The following is a 14,976-nucleotide window of genomic DNA, read 5'->3' on the forward strand; positions in this document are numbered from 1 at the left end:
TGACACGGACTGTAGATCGCCCTTAACCTTTCATTAATAACAAGGGCGAGCGGGGACAATGAATTCCTCACCAATGGCGCGAGCGCTTCGTGCGTGCGCAGTAGCCGGACTGGCGACAATGATGGGAGGCTGGGTGGCACCGGCCCTGGCGGCCGGAGCGATGACGACCGGCGGCGTCGCGTCGCAACCGATCGGCCATTATGATTTCTGCAGGCTCAATGCCCGCGAATGCGCGATCCGTCCCGGCAATCTGGCGCCGGCCGCGATGACGGACAGGTTGTGGCGCAAGCTGGCCAAGGTCACCGCCAGGGTGAATGCCGCCGTCAAGCCGATGAGCGACATGGACATCTATGGCAAGGACGAGGTCTGGGCCTATCCCGCCAAGGGCGTCGGCGACTGCGAGGACTATGTGCTGGAAAAGCGGCGCCTGCTGTCCCGGATGGGCATATCGCTTGCCGATCTTCTCATCACCGTGGTGCGCAAACCCGACGGCGAAGGGCACTCGGTGCTGACGGTGCGCACCGACAGGGGCGACTATGTGCTCGACAATCTGACCGACAAGGTCAAGGCCTGGGACGACACCGGCTACCATTTCCTCAAGCGCCAGGCGATCGACAACACCGGCCGCTGGGTCTCGATCCGTGGCGGCCAGCAGGTGCTGGTCGGGTCCGTGGAGTAGGGACTGCGGCGGGCGGCGCGCCCAACCGCCGGATGTCGGCCCCGCCCCTCATTGCCCTGCCGGGCATTTCTCCCCGTATAGTGACGGGGAGAAAGACGCTGTCATCGACGATTTCCCCAATTGCCGACGTCGCAAGAAATACGCCAAGGGCGCGGCTGTCTCCCTTCTCCCCGTCCTATACGGGGAGAAGGTGCCGGCAGGCGGATGAGGGGCGGCGCCGACGTTGCAGTCACGCGCCTCGCGCACTCCCCAAAAAAATTCCCACACCCTCCATGAACCATTTCGGCCCGGCCGGCGACACACAGCCGTGAACCGAAACCAACCATGGAGACTTCAAATGACTGCTTTCCTGCGTAACACCCTTCTCGCCGCCGTCGCGGTGTCGGGCATGGCCGGATCCGCTCTGGCCGATCAGACCATTCGAAGCTGCGCCAACACCAATCTCAACGACCTGTGGAGCGGCCGCTGTTGCGGCGCCGCCGGCGCATCGGACTGCCTTGGCGGCGGCAATGGTGGCCGCGGCCATGGTGATCACGGCCGCGGTGGCAATGGCGGCAGCACGGCCGGCAAGAACTGATCTCATCACGGCGGCCCGCCGGCTGCTGCTGGCGGGCCGCCGTTTCGCGATCGGGAGCTCAGCCGCCGCGAGAGCCGGGCAAACCCGGCCTACCGCCGTCGCCCCAGCGCCGCTCGGATAGAGAAGGTTATGCCGCGCAGTTCCTCCTCGTCGAGCTTTTCGATGTTCTCGGCCAGGAGGTTGGCAAGCTCGGTCGCGGCCGGGCTCAGGCCCGACGTGTCGAGCCTGACGCGCGGATGCGAGCCTTCGGCCAGTCGCGCCAGTTCCTCCGCGTCGTCCCAGATGATGTTGAAATAGCCGATGATCTTCTGGATCAGCGTCCAGGTCGGCGCGCCGCGCCTTCCATGCTCGAGCGCCGACAGATAGGCGGCGCTGACGCCGATGGCGGCGGCCATGTCCTTCTGGGTGACGCCGCGCTCGGCCCTCAGCGCCCGCAGCCTCTCGCCGAACGGGGTCACGACCCCATCCTCACGACCGGACCCGCCGCAGCCTGACGTAGAGCGCGCCCGAGCCGCCATGATTGCGCGCGGCGTGGTCGTGACTGGAGACCAGCGGCCGGAACGCGGGCGTCGACAGCCAAGCCGGCACCGCGCGGCGCAGCACGCCGTCGCCGCCCGACGACGAGCCCTTGCCGGTGATGACCAGGACGTAACGAATGCCGCCGGCATGGGCGCGGTGCAGGAAGGAGAACAGCAGCGAATAGGCTTCGTCCTGCGTCATGCCGTGCAGGTCGACCCGGCCTTCGATGGGCAGCCGGCCTTTCGACAATTTGTCCAGCGTCGGCTCGTCGAGTGCATGGGAGACATGCTGGGCCTTCGGCTTAGGCGCGCCGGCCGGACCGGCAACGGGCCGGGCTTGTTGCGTCGGCGCCGGCTTCGCCTCGATGCCGAAATCCGGGACAGGCACGGCGGCCTTGCCCTTCAGCGGCTTGGCCGTGCGCGCCACCAGGTTCCACAGCACCCGGTCGTCCTCGCTCAACCTGTCGCTGCGGCGGGTCATGGCTTCGACCCCGAGACGAGCGGGCGCGGCACCAGTGCGTAGAAATCGGCCGGATTGCGCACCACGCCGGCGATCTCGCCGGCGGCGTCGCCCGAGCCGGCGAAGAGATCTCCGCGCGCCGGCCCGGTGATGGCGGAGCCGGTGTCCTGCGCGATCATCAGGCGCCGGAACGGTTTTGCCTCGAAGGCCGTCAGCGATGGCGCGTCGATGTAGAAGGGCGTGCCGAATGTGTGCAGCAGCCGGTCGACGGCGATCGAGCGGCCCGGCGTCAACGGCACCTTGGCGGCGGCGATCGGCCCGAGCGTTGCGTCCTCGACCGCGGCCTCGCGGAAGAAGATATAGGAACGGTTCTGCCACAGGATCTCGTCGACGCGGCCGGGATGCGCCCTGAACCAGGCGCGGATCGACTGCATCGTCACGTTTTCCAGCGGGATCTCGCCGAGCTCGCTCAACACCTTGCCGGGCCCGGTGAAGCGCTGGCCGGACTTGGCCGCATAGGTGACGCGGCACAGCCGGCCGTCGGTCATGAGAAGCCGCGCCGCGCCCTGCACATGGATGAAGAATGCATCGACCCTGTCGGCCAGCCAGGCGATCTCCAGTCCCTTGCCGGCGAGCGCGCCGCGCTCGATCGCGCCGCGGTCGAAATATTCGGCCGGCCCGTCCGGCGTCCGGCGCGCGAAAGCGAGATAGGGGTCCATTCCGTCGGGCCGGTTGGCGTCGTCGACATCGACGAGATCGGCGGGACGCGACAGAAGCGGCACGGCAAAACGCTCCGTGCGCACCGGCGAGGCCTCGACCTCCGGTTCGTAGAAGCCGGTGACGAGGCCGGCGCCGGTCTCTGGACGCACCTGCATGGGGACGAAATGACGCTCGAAGAAGGCGCGGGCCTCCGACCGGCTGGCAGGAGGGGCCGCGCGCGCCTCGGCATAGGCACCGGCAAAGGCGTCAAAGTCGGCGCCGAGCGCGCCGCTGCGATAGGGCTTGGCCAGGACATGGAAGGCGGAGCGGCGAAAGGCCTCGAAGGCCGCCAGATGGTCGTCGTCATCCCAGCCGGGCAGAGCGCCGAAGGATCTTTCGCTGAATGCCTGATGGAAGGACACGACAGGCCCGCCGCGGTCAGGGATTCAATCTTCTTCTTCGGTGGCGACGAGCTTCCAGTTCGGGTCGCGCGAGCGCGTGTCGCGGGCGAAGGTCCAGACGTCCTTGACCTCGGCGACGGTTTCGGGGTCGCCGTCGATGACCGCACCGGCCTTGTCGCGCGTAGCCGAAATCAGCTCGCTGATGATGCGCAGCGTGACATGCGCCTCGCCGCCCTTCATCTCGGCCGAGACGATGTCGGCCTTGTCGATGCCGACGAAGGAAGACTGGATCTTTTCCGACCGCGCCTCGCGCTCGCCGATCGCGGCGACGAAACCGTCATAGACATCGCGCGACAGAAGGTTCTTCAGCGTTTTGCGATCGCCGTCGGCATAGGCCATGACGATCATCTCGTAAGCCATCTTGGCGCCGTCGATGAAACCCTTCGGGTCGAAGGACGGATCGTTGTCCTTGATGGTGCGCAGGCCCTTGTTGAGGTCGGTTCCGGGCTTGGCAAAGGCGTCGATGGCCGCATAGACCTCGCCGGCCGGCTCGCCGGGCTGGCGCTTGCGCGGCAGCGACACGACATTCTCGGATTTCTGCGCATCCTTGTCGCCGGTGCGGGCGGCGGTATAGGGATCGAAAGGCGGCCGTTCGCTGCCGGTACGACGGCCCAGCACATTGCGCAGCTGGAAAAAGATCACAACTGCCGCAATCAGAAAGAAAATCGTGCCGAAGTCGAAGAAACCCATATCTTCCGCCAATCAATCCTGCCCTCGGCCGGACCGCCCGGCCAACAGGGCAGCGGTCGCATAGCGTTCAACATGCAAACCATATAGAACGCAAGGCGCAATCATTCAAATCAAAGGCAGCCATACCTATCTAACAGCCTCGGCGCCAGCGGCCGGTGGCCGCTGGCAGGCAAAACAGACCAACGCCAGAACGATCGGAAGGATCGGCAAGACTTGCGCATTTCGTTATTTCCCGTTTTTCTTCTGGCGCTTCCGCTGCTGGAGATCGCCGGCTTCGTCATAGTCGGGCGCCAGATCGGCGCGCTGGCGACGGTCGGCCTGGTGCTCGCCTCGAGCATCGCCGGGGCGCTGCTGCTCAGGCATCAGGGTTTTGGCGTCATGAGCCGCATCAGCACCGAGATGGGCGCCGGCCGCGATCCGAGCCGCCAGCTCGCGCACGGCGCCATGATCGTGCTCGCCGCGATCCTGCTGATCATCCCGGGCTTCATATCGGACATTTTCGGCATTCTCCTGTTCCTGCCGCCGGTGCGCGATCTTGCCTGGCGCAGGCTCAAGGGCCGCATCGTGGTGGCGACGAATTTCTCGGCCGGCGGCTTCCGCGGCCGGCCGCGCGACAGGGTCATCGACCTCGACGACGGCGATTATTCGCGCGAAGACGATTTCAAGCGCGGGCCGGACCACAATTCGCCATGGCGCCGCCTGAAGGACGACTGAGGCTATATTGATGTTCAGGTGATGCCGGCCTGACCTGAATCTCGACGCAGTCTGGATCCCCTCCGGTCGCAAGGCGGCAAACCTTGTCTTGTCATGCCGGCCATGGTAGCGAACGCCCGATTTCAATTCGGTCAGCAATGCTGCCCAGGCAAAAGGACACAAGGCTCATGGCCAGCAAAGATGACGCGCCGGTCGGCGCCAACGGAAACGGCAACACGGCGCAGCCCTCGCTCAACGTCCTTGCCCAGTATGTGAAGGACCTTTCCTTCGAGAGCCCCGGCGCGCCGAACTCGCTGCGCGGCCGCGACAAGGCGCCCGGCATCGCCATCAACGTCAACGTCAACGCCAATCCGCTCTCCGACAAGCAGTTCGACGTCAACCTGACGCTGAACGCCAAGGCGTCCTTCGACCAGGAAGTGCTGTTCAATGTCGAGCTGGTCTATGGCGGCGTTTTCGCCATCAGCGGCTTCCCGCAGGAACACATGCTGCCGATCCTGTTCATCGAATGCCCGCGGCTGCTGTTCCCGTTCGCCCGGCAGATCATCGCCGAGGCGACGCGCAATGGCGGCTTCCCGCCGCTGATGCTCGACCCGATCGATTTCGCGCAGATGTTCCAGCAGAAGCTGGCGGAGGACCAGGCAGCGTCGAAGGTCCAGGTGAGCTGATTCCGGCTCGTACGAATATTGCAGAAAGACCCGGCCTCGCGCCGGGTTTTTCGTTTTAGAGGCTGGTGTGGCCGGTTTGGCCGCAGAGCCCCCGACCTCGTCATCCTAGGGTCTCCGCGACGTCGCTTCGCTCCTGCTCCGCCGTAGGATGACGAAGGCGAGGAGAACGGCGCGCTTAGGCGCCCACCACCTTCAGCCACAGCGCCTTCTCACCCAGCGTGGCGACCATGCCGGCATGCGCCGCGCGCTCGGCTTCGCTCAGGCGCGGGGGGAGGGCGATCGGCCGCGCACCGACCGAGATGTCGATGTCTGCCACTTCGCCCGCGCCGTTCATCTGCACTGAAACGGTGTCCAGGATCAGAGCCGTCTGTTTGCCGCCGATCAGCTCGATATAGACTTCGGCCAGCAGCTCCGAATCCAGCAAGGCGCCGTGCTTGGTGCGCCGCGCATTGTCGATGCCATAGCGCCGGCAGAGCGCATCGAGCGAATTGGGACCCATCGGATGCCTGCGCCGCGCCAGCGCCAGCGTGTCGACGACGCGCCCGATGTCGACGGCCGGATGGCCGAGCCGGCCGAACTCGACATTGAGGAATCCGATGTCGAAGGTGGCGTTGTGGGCGACCAGCTTGGCGCCGTCGGTGAAGGCGATCCACTCCTCGACGATCTCGGCGAAGGACGGCTTGCCCTGCAGGTCCGCCATGCTGATGCCGTGCACGGCCTGCGCCTCGGCGTGGATCGAGCGGCCCTGCGGGTTGATGTAGTGGTGGAAAGTCTTGCCGGTCGGAAAGCGGTTGACCAGCTCGACGCCGCCAAGCTCGATGATGCGGTCGTCGCGCATGTCGAGGCCGGTGGTTTCCGTATCGAAAATGATCTCACGCATCGAATCAGTCGCTCCTGGCAAGCAGAATCGTGAGAGCGGAACAAAATGGCAATGGGCAATGACTTTTTTCCTTCTCCCCCTGTGGGAGAAGGAGAAGAGGCGCCGATCTAACCTCTCAAATCCGCGATGATAGCTTTGACCTCAGCCCGCGCGGCATCCAGGCCCCGGCTGGTGTCGATGACGAAGTCGGCCTGGCGGCGCTTTTGCGCATCCGGCACCTGGCTGGCGAGGATGGAGGCGAGTTTCTCTTCGCTCATGCCGGGCCGCGCCAGCACGCGCTGGCGCTGGACTTCGGCCGGCGCGGTGACGACGACGACCTTGTCGACGCGGTCGCGGCCGCCGGTCTCGAACAGGAGCGGAATGTCGAGAACGGCAAGCGGCTCGCCGGCGGCGCGGTTGCGCGCCAGGAACGCGTCGGCGTCGGCGCGCACCAGCGGATGGATGATCGCTTCCAGCCTTTTCAGCGCGGCCGCATCGCCAAGCACCCGAGCGCCGAGCTTTGCCCGGTCGACGCCTCCTGCGCCGGTGGTTCCTGGAAACGCGGCCTCGACCAGGGGGGCTGCCTTGCCGGCATAGAGGCGATGCACCGTCTCGTCGGAATCGTGGACCGGGATGCCGGCCTCGGCAAACATTTTCGCGGTGGTCGACTTGCCCATGCCGATCGAACCGGTGAGGCCGAGCACGATCATGGTTTTGGCGCCAGATCGGCTTCGACGAGCGCGCGCAATTCGGGTGTGACCTGGGGCCGCACGCCGAACCAGCGCTCGAAACCCGGCACCGCCTGGTTGAGCAGCATGCCGAGGCCGTCCACCGTCTTCAGCTTGCGCGCGCTTGCCGCCGCAAGCAGCGGCGTCTCGAGCGGCACATAGACAATATCGGTGACGATCGCGTGGTCCGGCAAAAGGGCCGGGTCGGCGGCCAGACCCTCATTGCCTTGCATCCCAAGCGCCGTGGTGTTGATGAGCAGGCCGGCATCGGCAAGCAGTTCACCGGTCGCCGCCACGCCATGCGCGGAGACACCGGCGCCGAACCGGTCGCGCAATTCCACCGCCCGGGCAAGCGTGCGGTTGACGATGCGGATATCGCGGATGCCGCGTTGCTTCAGCGCGTGAATGACGGCGCGCGAGGCCCCGCCGGCGCCGAGCACCACCGCCGGGCCATTGATTGCCCAACCCGGCGCATGATCGTCGAGATTGGCGGCGAAGCCATGGCTGTCGGTGTTGCCGCCCCACAATTGGCCGCCCTCCAGCCACAGCGTGTTGACGGCGCCGATCTGCTGGGCTGCCTCATCACGGCGCTCGATCAGGGCGAACGCCGCCTCCTTGTGCGGGATGGTGACGTTGCCGCCGAGATAGCCGTTCGCTTGCAATGTGCTCAGGAATTCGGCGAAATCCTGCGGCGCGACATCGATCGCCTGGTAGCTGCCGTCGATGCCGTATCTGGCCAGCCAGTGGCCGTGGATCTTCGGCGAGCGCGAATGCTTGATCGGGTGACCGGTGACGAAGGCCTTTTTGGTCGCCTCAGCCATCGATCGCTCCCAGCGTGCGCAGTTCGGCCAGCAGCGGCAGCAGCGGCAGGCCGACAATGGTGAAGTGGTCGCCCTCGATCTTCTCGAAGAGCTGGATGCCTTCGCCTTCGACCTGGTAGGCGCCGACGCTCGACAGCGCCCTTGAGCCGACGCGCGCCAGGTGGCGGCCGATGAAGGCCGGATCGAGCTTGCGCATGGTGAGGCTGGCGATGCCGACATGGCGCCACAGCACCTCGCCGTCGCGGACCAGGACCGCGGCGCTGTTGAGCTGATGGGTCCTTCCCGACAGCGCCAGCAGATGGCGGCGCGCCCCTTCCATGTCGGCCGGCTTGTGGAACACCTCGTCGCCGAGCGACAGCGTCTGGTCGCAGCCGAGCACCAACGCGCCGGGCCTGCGCTCGCTTACTTCGGTGGCCTTGGCTTCGGCCAGCACCAGCGCGACATCCTCGGGCGAGGCGCCGCTGCCTTGCAGGGGCGCCTCGAGCGCGCGCTCGTCGACATCAGGCGCAACCGCCTCGACGTCGATGCCGGCACCGAGGAGCATCGTCTTGCGGAACGGACTGCCGGAGGCGAGGATGATTTTTTCGGTCATGCTGGTTCACCCAGGGTTGGCGTTCCATCGCGCACCCCTCACTTCTCTCATCTGCACCTACCGCGTCTTCCCCCGCAGGGCAACGATTGCCGCCGCCGTCTCCTCGATCGAGCGGCGGCTGACGTCGATCATCGGCCAGCCATGGCGGGTACAGATCTGGCGGGCATAGGCGAGCTCCTCATTGATGGCGGCGCGGTCGACATAGTCGCCTGGCACATAGGCGCTGCTGTTGCCGAGGATGCGGTTCTGGCGGACATGCGAGATGCGTTCGGCGGTGGCGACAAGGCCGACGATCAGCGGCGTCCTGGCGTTGACCAGGCTTTCGGGCACCGGCACGCCGAGCACGATCGGAATGTTGGCGGTCTTGATGCCCCTGTTGGCGAGATAGATGCTGGTCGGCGTCTTGGACGTGCGCGAAATGCCGACCAGCACGATGTCGGCATCGTCCATATTGGCCGGCAACTGGCCGTCATCATGTTCCATGGTGAAGTTGAGTGCGTCGATGCGGCGGAAATATTCGGCATCGAGGACGTGCTGGGCGCCGACGCGGCGGCCGGCCGGCGTGCCCAGATAGGACTGGAAGACGGTGAGCACCGGCTCCAGCACGGAGACGCAGGGCAGGCCCATGGCGGCGCAGCGCTCGTCGATGCCGCGCGCCAGCTTCTGGTCGACGACGGTGTAGAGAATGATGCCCGGCTCCTCCTCGATGTCCTCGAACACTTTGGCCACCTGTTTTTCGGTTCGGATGAGCGGGTAGATGTGCTCGATGGCGCGCGCATCCTTGTATTGCGCCGAAGCCGCGCGGCCGGCCGCGAGCAGCGTTTCGCCGGTGGCGTCGGAGATCAGGTGCAGGTGGAAGAAGCTCTGGGGTTTGTTCACAGGGTTTACCTAGGGCTGTGGGCGGATGTGGATAAAGCAGGGTTCGGAAAACCCGCCGGCCGGAGCGACTGTATCAGATGCCGGTTTGTCCACAATTCGATGCGCTGTAGGCTTCGTCGGGCGGCTGGGGACAAGTCCGTGGACGGAGATTTCTGCCTTTTGTCTGTCCACAGGACGTACCTGCAGGATCGCTGCTCTAGCGTGTTGAGTCCAATGGAAGATTCCGGCTCGTCCCCAGAACCCTGCAAGGGGCGATTGGAAATGCGCGACAATATGCTTGCTGGTGTTTTGACGGCCAAAGCGGGACAGGTGACAACCACCACAACCAACAGACTCTTAGAATCAGAAGATTCTTTAAAATAAGATATTTGATTAAAGGGAAGCCGGGAGAGGCGAGCGCTCTATGCCTGCAAGACGGATCATGCTGGACGTGCTGAAGGGTGGGACAGTGTTTCCGCCGCCGCTCTGGATGATGCGCCAGGCCGGGCGCTATCTGCCGGAATACCGCGAGACGCGCCGACGCGCAGGTTCATTCCTCGACCTCTGCTATGATCCCGACCTTGCCTTCGAGGTGACCATGCAGCCGATCGAGCGCTTCGGCTTCGACGCTTCGATCCTGTTCTCCGACATCCTTGTCGTTCCGCATGCGCTTGGCCGCGACGTACGCTTCGAAGAGGGGCGAGGGCCGCTGCTGACGCCGATCACGGCGGCTGAAATCGCGGCCCTGGACAGCACGGTGTTTCACGTGAATCTCGAACCGGTCTACGAGACGGTTCGCCGGTTGCGGGCGAAACTGCCCGATGAAACCGCCCTGATCGGCTTCTGCGGCGCGCCGTGGACGGTGGCGACCTACATGATCGCCGGGCACGGCACGCCGGACCAGGCGCCGGGGCGGCTGTTCGCCTATCGGGAGCCGGCGGCGTTTCGTCGGCTGCTCAAGGTGCTGACCGATCATTCGGCCGCCTATCTCATCAGGCAGATCGAGGCCGGCGCCGATGTGGTGCAGATATTCGATTCCTGGTCCGGCGTGCTCGACGATGCTTGTTTCGAGCTGTTCTGCGTCGAGCCGGTGGCCGAGATCGTGAGGCAGGTTCGAGCGGTCCATCCCGATGTGCCGATCATCGGTTTTCCCAAGGGCGCCGGCGCGCGCTACCGGAGCTATCGCGAGAAGACCGGCGTCACGGGGCTGGGGATCGACTGGACGGTGCCGCTGGAGACAGCGAAGGCGTTGCAGCGGGAAGGGGCCGTCCAGGGCAATCTCGATCCGCTGCGGCTGGTCGCCGGCGGCAAGGCGCTGGCCGACGGCGTCAGCGCGATCCTGGAGAGCCTGGGAAGCGGACCGTTGATCTTCAATCTTGGCCACGGCATTACCCCGGAAACGCCGATTGCGCATGTCGAGGCGATGGTGAAACTGGTGAGGAGCGCGACACGCTGATGGCCGGGATGAGCAACACCAACAGCACGGGCCAGGCGATGATGCGGATGGTGATCGGCATCGCGGCCCTGGTCGTGCTCACCGCGCTGCTGTTTCTGGCGGCCCCAGACGGCTTCTATCTCTGGGCCAAGGCGATCCACGTTCTTGCCGTCATTTCGTGGATGGCGGGCATGCTCTATCTGCCGCGGCTGCTGGTCTATCACGCCGACGCCGAGAAGGGTTCGGTGCAGTCGGAGACTTTCAAGGTGATGGAGCGCCGGCTGCTGCGCGGCATCATCAACCCGGCGATGATCGTCACCTGGGTGTTCGGCCTATGGCTGGCCTGGAAAGGTTTCGGTTTCCAGGGCGGCTGGCTGCACGGCAAGATCGCGCTGGTGCTGGTTCTGTCGGGCATCCACGGCTATCTGGCCGGCGCTGTGCGAAAATTCGCTGAGGATCGTAACGAAAAACCCGCGAGGCACTGGCGGATCGTCAACGAGATCCCCACATTGCTGATGATCGCTATCGTGATCCTGGTCGTCGTTAAGCCGTTCTGAACCTTCAGACCTCTCTCACGACCTGCTAAAAGGCGGCTTGCTCTTTCAGCCGGCCGACGATAAAAGACGGGTCTTCCTTCCCGTCATGCGCCGCCCTTCATTGCTTTTGGCCGCGCCCGGCATTTATCGCATCCCGCCGATTTCCTCCCAAAAGCCTACCCAGAGTCTATCCTAATGCAAGAAATGAAACTCACCGAGTTCAAGAACAAGAAACCGCCAGAGCTGATCGCCTATGCCGAATCGCTCGAGGTGGAGAACGCCAGCGTCATGCGCAAGCAGGAGCTGATGTTCGCAATCCTCAAGAAGCTGGCCGCCCAGGACATCGAGATCATCGGCGACGGCGTGGTCGAAGTCTTGCAGGACGGTTTCGGTTTTCTGCGCTCGGCCAACGCCAATTATCTGCCGGGCCCCGACGACATCTATATTTCGCCCTCGCAGATCCGGCGCTTTTCGCTCAAGACCGGCGATACGGTCGAGGGGCCGATCCGCAGTCCGAAAGAGGGCGAGCGCTATTTCGCGCTGCTCAAGGTCAACACGATCAATTTCGACGATCCCGAAAAGATCCGCCACAAGATCCACTTCGACAATCTGACGCCGCTTTATCCGACCAAGCGGCTGAAGATGGAGATCGACAACCCGACCTCCAAGGATATCTCGCCGCGCGTGATCGACCTGGTGGCGCCGATCGGCAAGGGCCAACGCGCGTTGATCAACGCGCAGCCGCGTACCGGCAAGACGGTTCTCATGCAGAACATCGCCCACTCGATCACCGCCAACCATCCGGAATGCTACCTGATCGTGCTTCTGATCGACGAGCGGCCGGAGGAAGTGACAGACATGCAGCGCTCGGTGAAGGGCGAGGTGATCTCCTCGACCTTCGACGAGCCGGCGGTGCGCCACGTGCAGGTCGCCGAGATGGTCATCGAGAAAGCCAAGCGGCTGGTCGAGCATGGCCGCGACGTCGTCATCCTGCTCGATTCGATCACCCGCCTCGGCCGCGCCTACAACACCGTGGTGCCGTCCTCGGGCAAGGTGCTGACCGGCGGCGTCGATGCCAATGCGCTGCAGCGCCCGAAGCGCTTCTTCGGCGCAGCCCGCAACATCGAGGAAGGCGGTTCGCTGACCATCATCGCCACCGCGCTGATCGATACCGGCAGCCGCATGGACGAAGTCATCTTCGAAGAGTTCAAGGGCACCGGCAACTGCGAAATCCAGCTCGACCGCAAGGTCGCCGACAAGCGCATCTACCCGGCCATGGACATTCTGAAGTCGGGTACCCGCAAGGAAGACCTGCTGGTGCCGCGCGCTGACCTGCAGAAGATCTTCGTGCTGCGCCGCATCCTGGCGCCGATGGGAACCACCGACGCGATCGAGTTCCTCATCGACAAGCTGAAGCAGACCAAGACCAACGCGGACTTCTTCGATTCAATGAATACGTAGTTCGCAGAGCGAGCTCCACTTCTTGGTGATCCTCGGGCTTGACCCGAGGATCCATGCCATGGCCTCTCCCAAAGAGCGCGGCGGATTGGATCTTCCACCTGTTGCAGCGCTCGAAAGTCACGGCATGGATCCTAGGGTCTCCGCGACGGAGCTTCGCCCTAGGATGACGAACTCTGTGGTCTTCGTCGCAATAGCCCTTCCAATTCATCCGGATCGCTCACCGCCGGCAAACACACCTGCCCCGTGCACAGCCACGCGCCCCGCCTGTCGGCGGGAGGCAGGATCCCGCCCGGCAACAGCGTTCGATTCGCCTGTGTACCGATCGCCACCACAATATCCACCCGACGCGGATCGGGATTGCGATTCGCTACCGGAACGAGCGTCGGATTCGCCAGATCGTCCACAAGCACCAGCTTTAGCGGCTCTATGGCGAGCGCCGAGGCGTTGACGATGCCGGCCTGTCCATAGGCTTGGTGCGCCGCGCGGCCGGCGGCATGTTCGGCGACTTTCGTCGCTTTCTCCTGCAGGTCGAGATCGCCGGTCAGCGCGGCGAGCCGGACCAGCGCCTCGATGACCTGGCCGGTGGCCGACGCAATAGCCTCGTCGACATCGCCCCTGATGCGGATCGGCACGTCGGTGCTATCGGATGCCGTGAGATAATAGCCGGTGCCGTCGGCATCGGCGTGCCAGCGGTCGAGCTGCTCGACGAATTGCCGGGCCCGATCGGCGTAGCTCCAATCGCCGGTGGCTTCGAACAGGGCGATCGCCGCATTGGTCATCGACGCATAGTCGCTCGACAGGGCCGGGAACAGTTTCTTGGCGCCGAGCATGGAATGCGGCAGCCGTCCGCCCTCGGCGGAAGAGGCGATCTGGTCGAATGCGGTCTTGGCCGCGTCGATCCAGTCTTGCCGCGCCAGCGACCGGCCGGCCTCGGCAAGTGCTGCGATCATCTGGCCGTTCCAGTCGGCGAGGACCTTGCCGTCGCGGCCTGGCCTGACGCGCCGTTCACGGACTGCCAGCAGCCTTGCCTTGAGAGCGGCCAGAAGCGGCTGCTCGGCAATGCCTTGCCCCTGCTGGGCCTGCGTCTGGTGGACAACGGGCTTGCCTTCCCAACCGGGTGGGCTGGAGAGCATGAAGTTGTTGAAAAACAACGGTGAATCGTCGCCGAGCGCGGTCTCGATCTCTTCCCGGCTCCAGGTGTAGAAAAGGCCCTCCTCGCCCTCGCTGTCGGCATCGAGACTGGCGGCGAAGGCGCCGCCATCGAGGCGCATCTCGCGCAGCAGCCAGCCGATGGTCTCCTCGATTCGGACCCGGAACAAACACTTCCCGCTCGCGGCATGGGCCCAGTTGCAAAAACGGATGAGCTGCGCGTTGTCGTAGAGCATCTTTTCGAAATGCGGCACCAGCCATTGCGCGTCCGTGGAATAGCGGCTGAGACCGCCGCCGACGTGATCGTAGATGCCGCCGGCCAGCATCCGTTCGAGGCTCAGGAGGACATCGTCGCGGTGACCGGCATTGCCGTCGCGCAGCCACGACAGCCACAGTGTCTGCATGAATGGCGCATTGGGGAATTTCGGCGCGCCGCGCAGGCCGCCGAGATCCTTGTCGATCATGCCGTCTATGCCTCTGGCGAGCGCGGCAAGCGTGTCGCGGTCGAGCGCGGTGCGGGCATGCGCGCCGGCGAGCCGGGTTTCGACATGCGAAGTCAGCCCGTCGGCGCTCTGGTTCAGGCTTGCTCTTTTCTCGCGCCAGGCCTTGTCGATCGCCTCCATGACCTGGATGAAGCCCGGGCGGCCATAGCGCGGCTCGCGCGGGAAATAGGTGCCGCCCCAGAAAGGCTTGCCGTCCGAGGTCAGGAACATGGTGAGCGGCCAGCCGCCCTGCTCGCCCATCGAGGACAGCGCCGCCATGTAGATCTGGTCGATGTCGGGACGCTCCTCGCGGTCGACCTTGATATTGACGAACAGACGGTTCATGACGGCGGCGACGTCGTCATTCTCGAAGCTTTCATGGGCCATGACGTGGCACCAGTGGCAGGCGGCATAGCCGATCGACAGCAGGATCGGCCGATCCAGCGCCCTCGCCTCGTCAAGCGACGCCGGCGACCAGGCCCGCCAATGCACCGGATTGCCGCTGTGCTGCTGCAAATAGGGGCTGGCTTCGTCGGCAAGCAGATTTTGCGCAGGCAGTGTCACGATGAGCGGTCCGGCGAAACAGGGGTTG

Annotated in this window: 17 protein-coding genes; 7 read left to right on the forward strand and 10 right to left on the reverse strand. The window is 64.8% G+C overall.

What is annotated here, in order from left to right:
- The first annotated feature begins 58 nt into the window (after positions 1-58).
- Positions 59-679: a transglutaminase-like cysteine peptidase gene (locus FJ949_RS02065; RefSeq protein ID WP_140491861.1), complete on the forward strand. Its 621-nt coding sequence runs from the start codon at positions 59-61 to the stop codon at positions 677-679.
- A gap of 337 nt (positions 680-1,016) precedes the next feature.
- Positions 1,017-1,256 carry a hypothetical protein gene (locus FJ949_RS02075; protein ID WP_140491863.1) on the forward strand — a complete coding sequence of 80 codons (240 nt, stop codon included), beginning with the start codon at positions 1,017-1,019 and terminating at the stop codon, positions 1,254-1,256.
- Positions 1,257-1,345: 89 nt separating this feature from the next.
- Here the strand turns inward: FJ949_RS02075 and FJ949_RS02080 are convergent, their stop codons facing one another.
- The 4 genes from FJ949_RS02080 to FJ949_RS02095 are packed head-to-tail and all read right to left on the reverse strand — an operon-like array spanning position 1,346 to position 4,084.
- Positions 1,346-1,714, reverse strand: a complete 369-nt coding sequence (locus FJ949_RS02080) for a helix-turn-helix transcriptional regulator (RefSeq protein WP_140491865.1) — start codon at positions 1,712-1,714, stop codon at positions 1,346-1,348.
- A 10-nt stretch (positions 1,715-1,724) separates the two neighbouring features.
- Positions 1,725-2,255, reverse strand: coding sequence for a Smr/MutS family protein (locus FJ949_RS02085; protein ID WP_140491867.1), 531 nt, complete (start codon positions 2,253-2,255; stop codon positions 1,725-1,727).
- A complete protein-coding gene (locus tag FJ949_RS02090; RefSeq protein ID WP_140491869.1) occupies positions 2,252-3,355 on the reverse strand; it encodes a murein transglycosylase A in 1,104 nt (367 codons plus the stop codon). The genes FJ949_RS02085 and FJ949_RS02090 overlap by 4 nt, the downstream gene beginning before the upstream one ends.
- A 24-nt stretch (positions 3,356-3,379) precedes the next feature.
- Positions 3,380-4,084, reverse strand: a complete 705-nt coding sequence (locus tag FJ949_RS02095; RefSeq protein WP_140491871.1) for a Tim44/TimA family putative adaptor protein — start codon at positions 4,082-4,084, stop codon at positions 3,380-3,382.
- Positions 4,085-4,297: 213 nt separating this feature from the next.
- On the opposite strand from FJ949_RS02095, the gene FJ949_RS02100 reads away from it, so the two are divergent.
- Both FJ949_RS02100 and secB read left to right on the forward strand, forming a co-directional pair.
- Positions 4,298-4,798 (forward strand): FxsA family protein, encoded by a 501-nt coding sequence (locus tag FJ949_RS02100; RefSeq protein ID WP_140491873.1) that lies wholly within the window; start codon positions 4,298-4,300, stop codon positions 4,796-4,798.
- Between the two features lie 167 nt (positions 4,799-4,965).
- Positions 4,966-5,463: a protein-export chaperone SecB gene (secB, locus tag FJ949_RS02105; protein ID WP_140491875.1), complete on the forward strand. Its 498-nt coding sequence runs from the start codon at positions 4,966-4,968 to the stop codon at positions 5,461-5,463.
- A 175-nt stretch (positions 5,464-5,638) separates the two neighbouring features.
- Here secB and dnaQ read toward each other — a convergent pair whose 3' ends face one another.
- The 5 genes from dnaQ to FJ949_RS02130 all read right to left on the reverse strand — a co-directional run bounded on the left by dnaQ (position 5,639) and on the right by FJ949_RS02130 (position 9,342).
- On the reverse strand, positions 5,639-6,343 hold the full coding sequence (dnaQ, locus tag FJ949_RS02110) for a DNA polymerase III subunit epsilon (RefSeq protein WP_140491892.1): 705 nt from the start codon (positions 6,341-6,343) through the stop codon (positions 5,639-5,641).
- Positions 6,344-6,450: 107 nt separating this feature from the next.
- Positions 6,451-7,032, reverse strand: coding sequence for a dephospho-CoA kinase (gene coaE / locus FJ949_RS02115; RefSeq protein WP_140491895.1), 582 nt, complete (start codon positions 7,030-7,032; stop codon positions 6,451-6,453).
- Positions 7,029-7,871, reverse strand: a complete 843-nt coding sequence (locus FJ949_RS02120) for a shikimate dehydrogenase (RefSeq protein ID WP_140491897.1) — start codon at positions 7,869-7,871, stop codon at positions 7,029-7,031. The genes coaE and FJ949_RS02120 overlap by 4 nt, the downstream gene beginning before the upstream one ends.
- The gene (locus tag FJ949_RS02125) at positions 7,864-8,463 is read right to left on the reverse strand and encodes a Maf-like protein (protein ID WP_140491900.1); all 600 of its coding nucleotides are present in this window, start codon (positions 8,461-8,463) and stop codon (positions 7,864-7,866) included. The genes FJ949_RS02120 and FJ949_RS02125 overlap by 8 nt, the downstream gene beginning before the upstream one ends.
- 57 nt (positions 8,464-8,520) lie before the next feature.
- Positions 8,521-9,342, reverse strand: coding sequence for a pyruvate, water dikinase regulatory protein (locus tag FJ949_RS02130; protein ID WP_140491905.1), 822 nt, complete (start codon positions 9,340-9,342; stop codon positions 8,521-8,523).
- A 403-nt stretch (positions 9,343-9,745) separates the two neighbouring features.
- Between FJ949_RS02130 and hemE the strand changes: the two genes are divergently transcribed.
- From hemE to rho, 3 genes are all read left to right on the forward strand, one after another.
- Positions 9,746-10,777: a uroporphyrinogen decarboxylase gene (hemE, locus tag FJ949_RS02135; RefSeq protein ID WP_140491908.1), complete on the forward strand. Its 1,032-nt coding sequence runs from the start codon at positions 9,746-9,748 to the stop codon at positions 10,775-10,777.
- Entirely contained in the window at positions 10,777-11,313 is a 537-nt protein-coding gene (hemJ, locus tag FJ949_RS02140; protein WP_140491911.1) for a protoporphyrinogen oxidase HemJ, read from the forward strand. The genes hemE and hemJ overlap by 1 nt, the downstream gene beginning before the upstream one ends.
- Before the next feature lie 174 nt (positions 11,314-11,487).
- Complete coding sequence (rho, locus tag FJ949_RS02145) at positions 11,488-12,753, forward strand: transcription termination factor Rho (RefSeq protein WP_140491913.1); 1,266 nt, start codon at positions 11,488-11,490, stop codon at positions 12,751-12,753.
- A 158-nt stretch (positions 12,754-12,911) separates the two neighbouring features.
- Here the strand turns inward: rho and FJ949_RS02150 are convergent, their stop codons facing one another.
- Positions 12,912-14,948, reverse strand: coding sequence for a thioredoxin domain-containing protein (locus FJ949_RS02150; protein WP_140491916.1), 2,037 nt, complete (start codon positions 14,946-14,948; stop codon positions 12,912-12,914).
- Positions 14,949-14,976 lie beyond the last annotated feature (28 nt).

This window comes from Mesorhizobium sp. B2-4-1, assembly GCF_006442185.1.
Lineage (GTDB): Bacteria > Pseudomonadota > Alphaproteobacteria > Rhizobiales > Rhizobiaceae > Mesorhizobium.

Excerpts from the sequence above, each read along its gene's own strand:
- FJ949_RS02065 (WP_140491861.1), top strand. The coding sequence starts at position 59 with ATGAATTCCTCACCAATGGCGCGAGCGCTTCGTGCGTGCGCAGTAGCC.
- FJ949_RS02075 (WP_140491863.1), top strand. The coding sequence starts at position 1,017 with ATGACTGCTTTCCTGCGTAACACCCTTCTCGCCGCCGTCGCGGTGTCG.
- FJ949_RS02085 (WP_140491867.1), bottom strand. The coding sequence starts at position 2,255 with ATGACCCGCCGCAGCGACAGGTTGAGCGAGGACGACCGGGTGCTGTGG.
- FJ949_RS02095 (WP_140491871.1), bottom strand. The coding sequence starts at position 4,084 with ATGGGTTTCTTCGACTTCGGCACGATTTTCTTTCTGATTGCGGCAGTT.
- secB (WP_140491875.1), top strand. The coding sequence starts at position 4,966 with ATGGCCAGCAAAGATGACGCGCCGGTCGGCGCCAACGGAAACGGCAAC.
- dnaQ (WP_140491892.1), bottom strand. The coding sequence starts at position 6,343 with ATGCGTGAGATCATTTTCGATACGGAAACCACCGGCCTCGACATGCGC.
- coaE (WP_140491895.1), bottom strand. The coding sequence starts at position 7,032 with ATGATCGTGCTCGGCCTCACCGGTTCGATCGGCATGGGCAAGTCGACC.
- FJ949_RS02120 (WP_140491897.1), bottom strand. The coding sequence starts at position 7,871 with ATGGCTGAGGCGACCAAAAAGGCCTTCGTCACCGGTCACCCGATCAAG.
- FJ949_RS02125 (WP_140491900.1), bottom strand. The coding sequence starts at position 8,463 with ATGACCGAAAAAATCATCCTCGCCTCCGGCAGTCCGTTCCGCAAGACG.
- hemE (WP_140491908.1), top strand. The coding sequence starts at position 9,746 with ATGCCTGCAAGACGGATCATGCTGGACGTGCTGAAGGGTGGGACAGTG.
- hemJ (WP_140491911.1), top strand. The coding sequence starts at position 10,777 with ATGGCCGGGATGAGCAACACCAACAGCACGGGCCAGGCGATGATGCGG.
- rho (WP_140491913.1), top strand. The coding sequence starts at position 11,488 with ATGCAAGAAATGAAACTCACCGAGTTCAAGAACAAGAAACCGCCAGAG.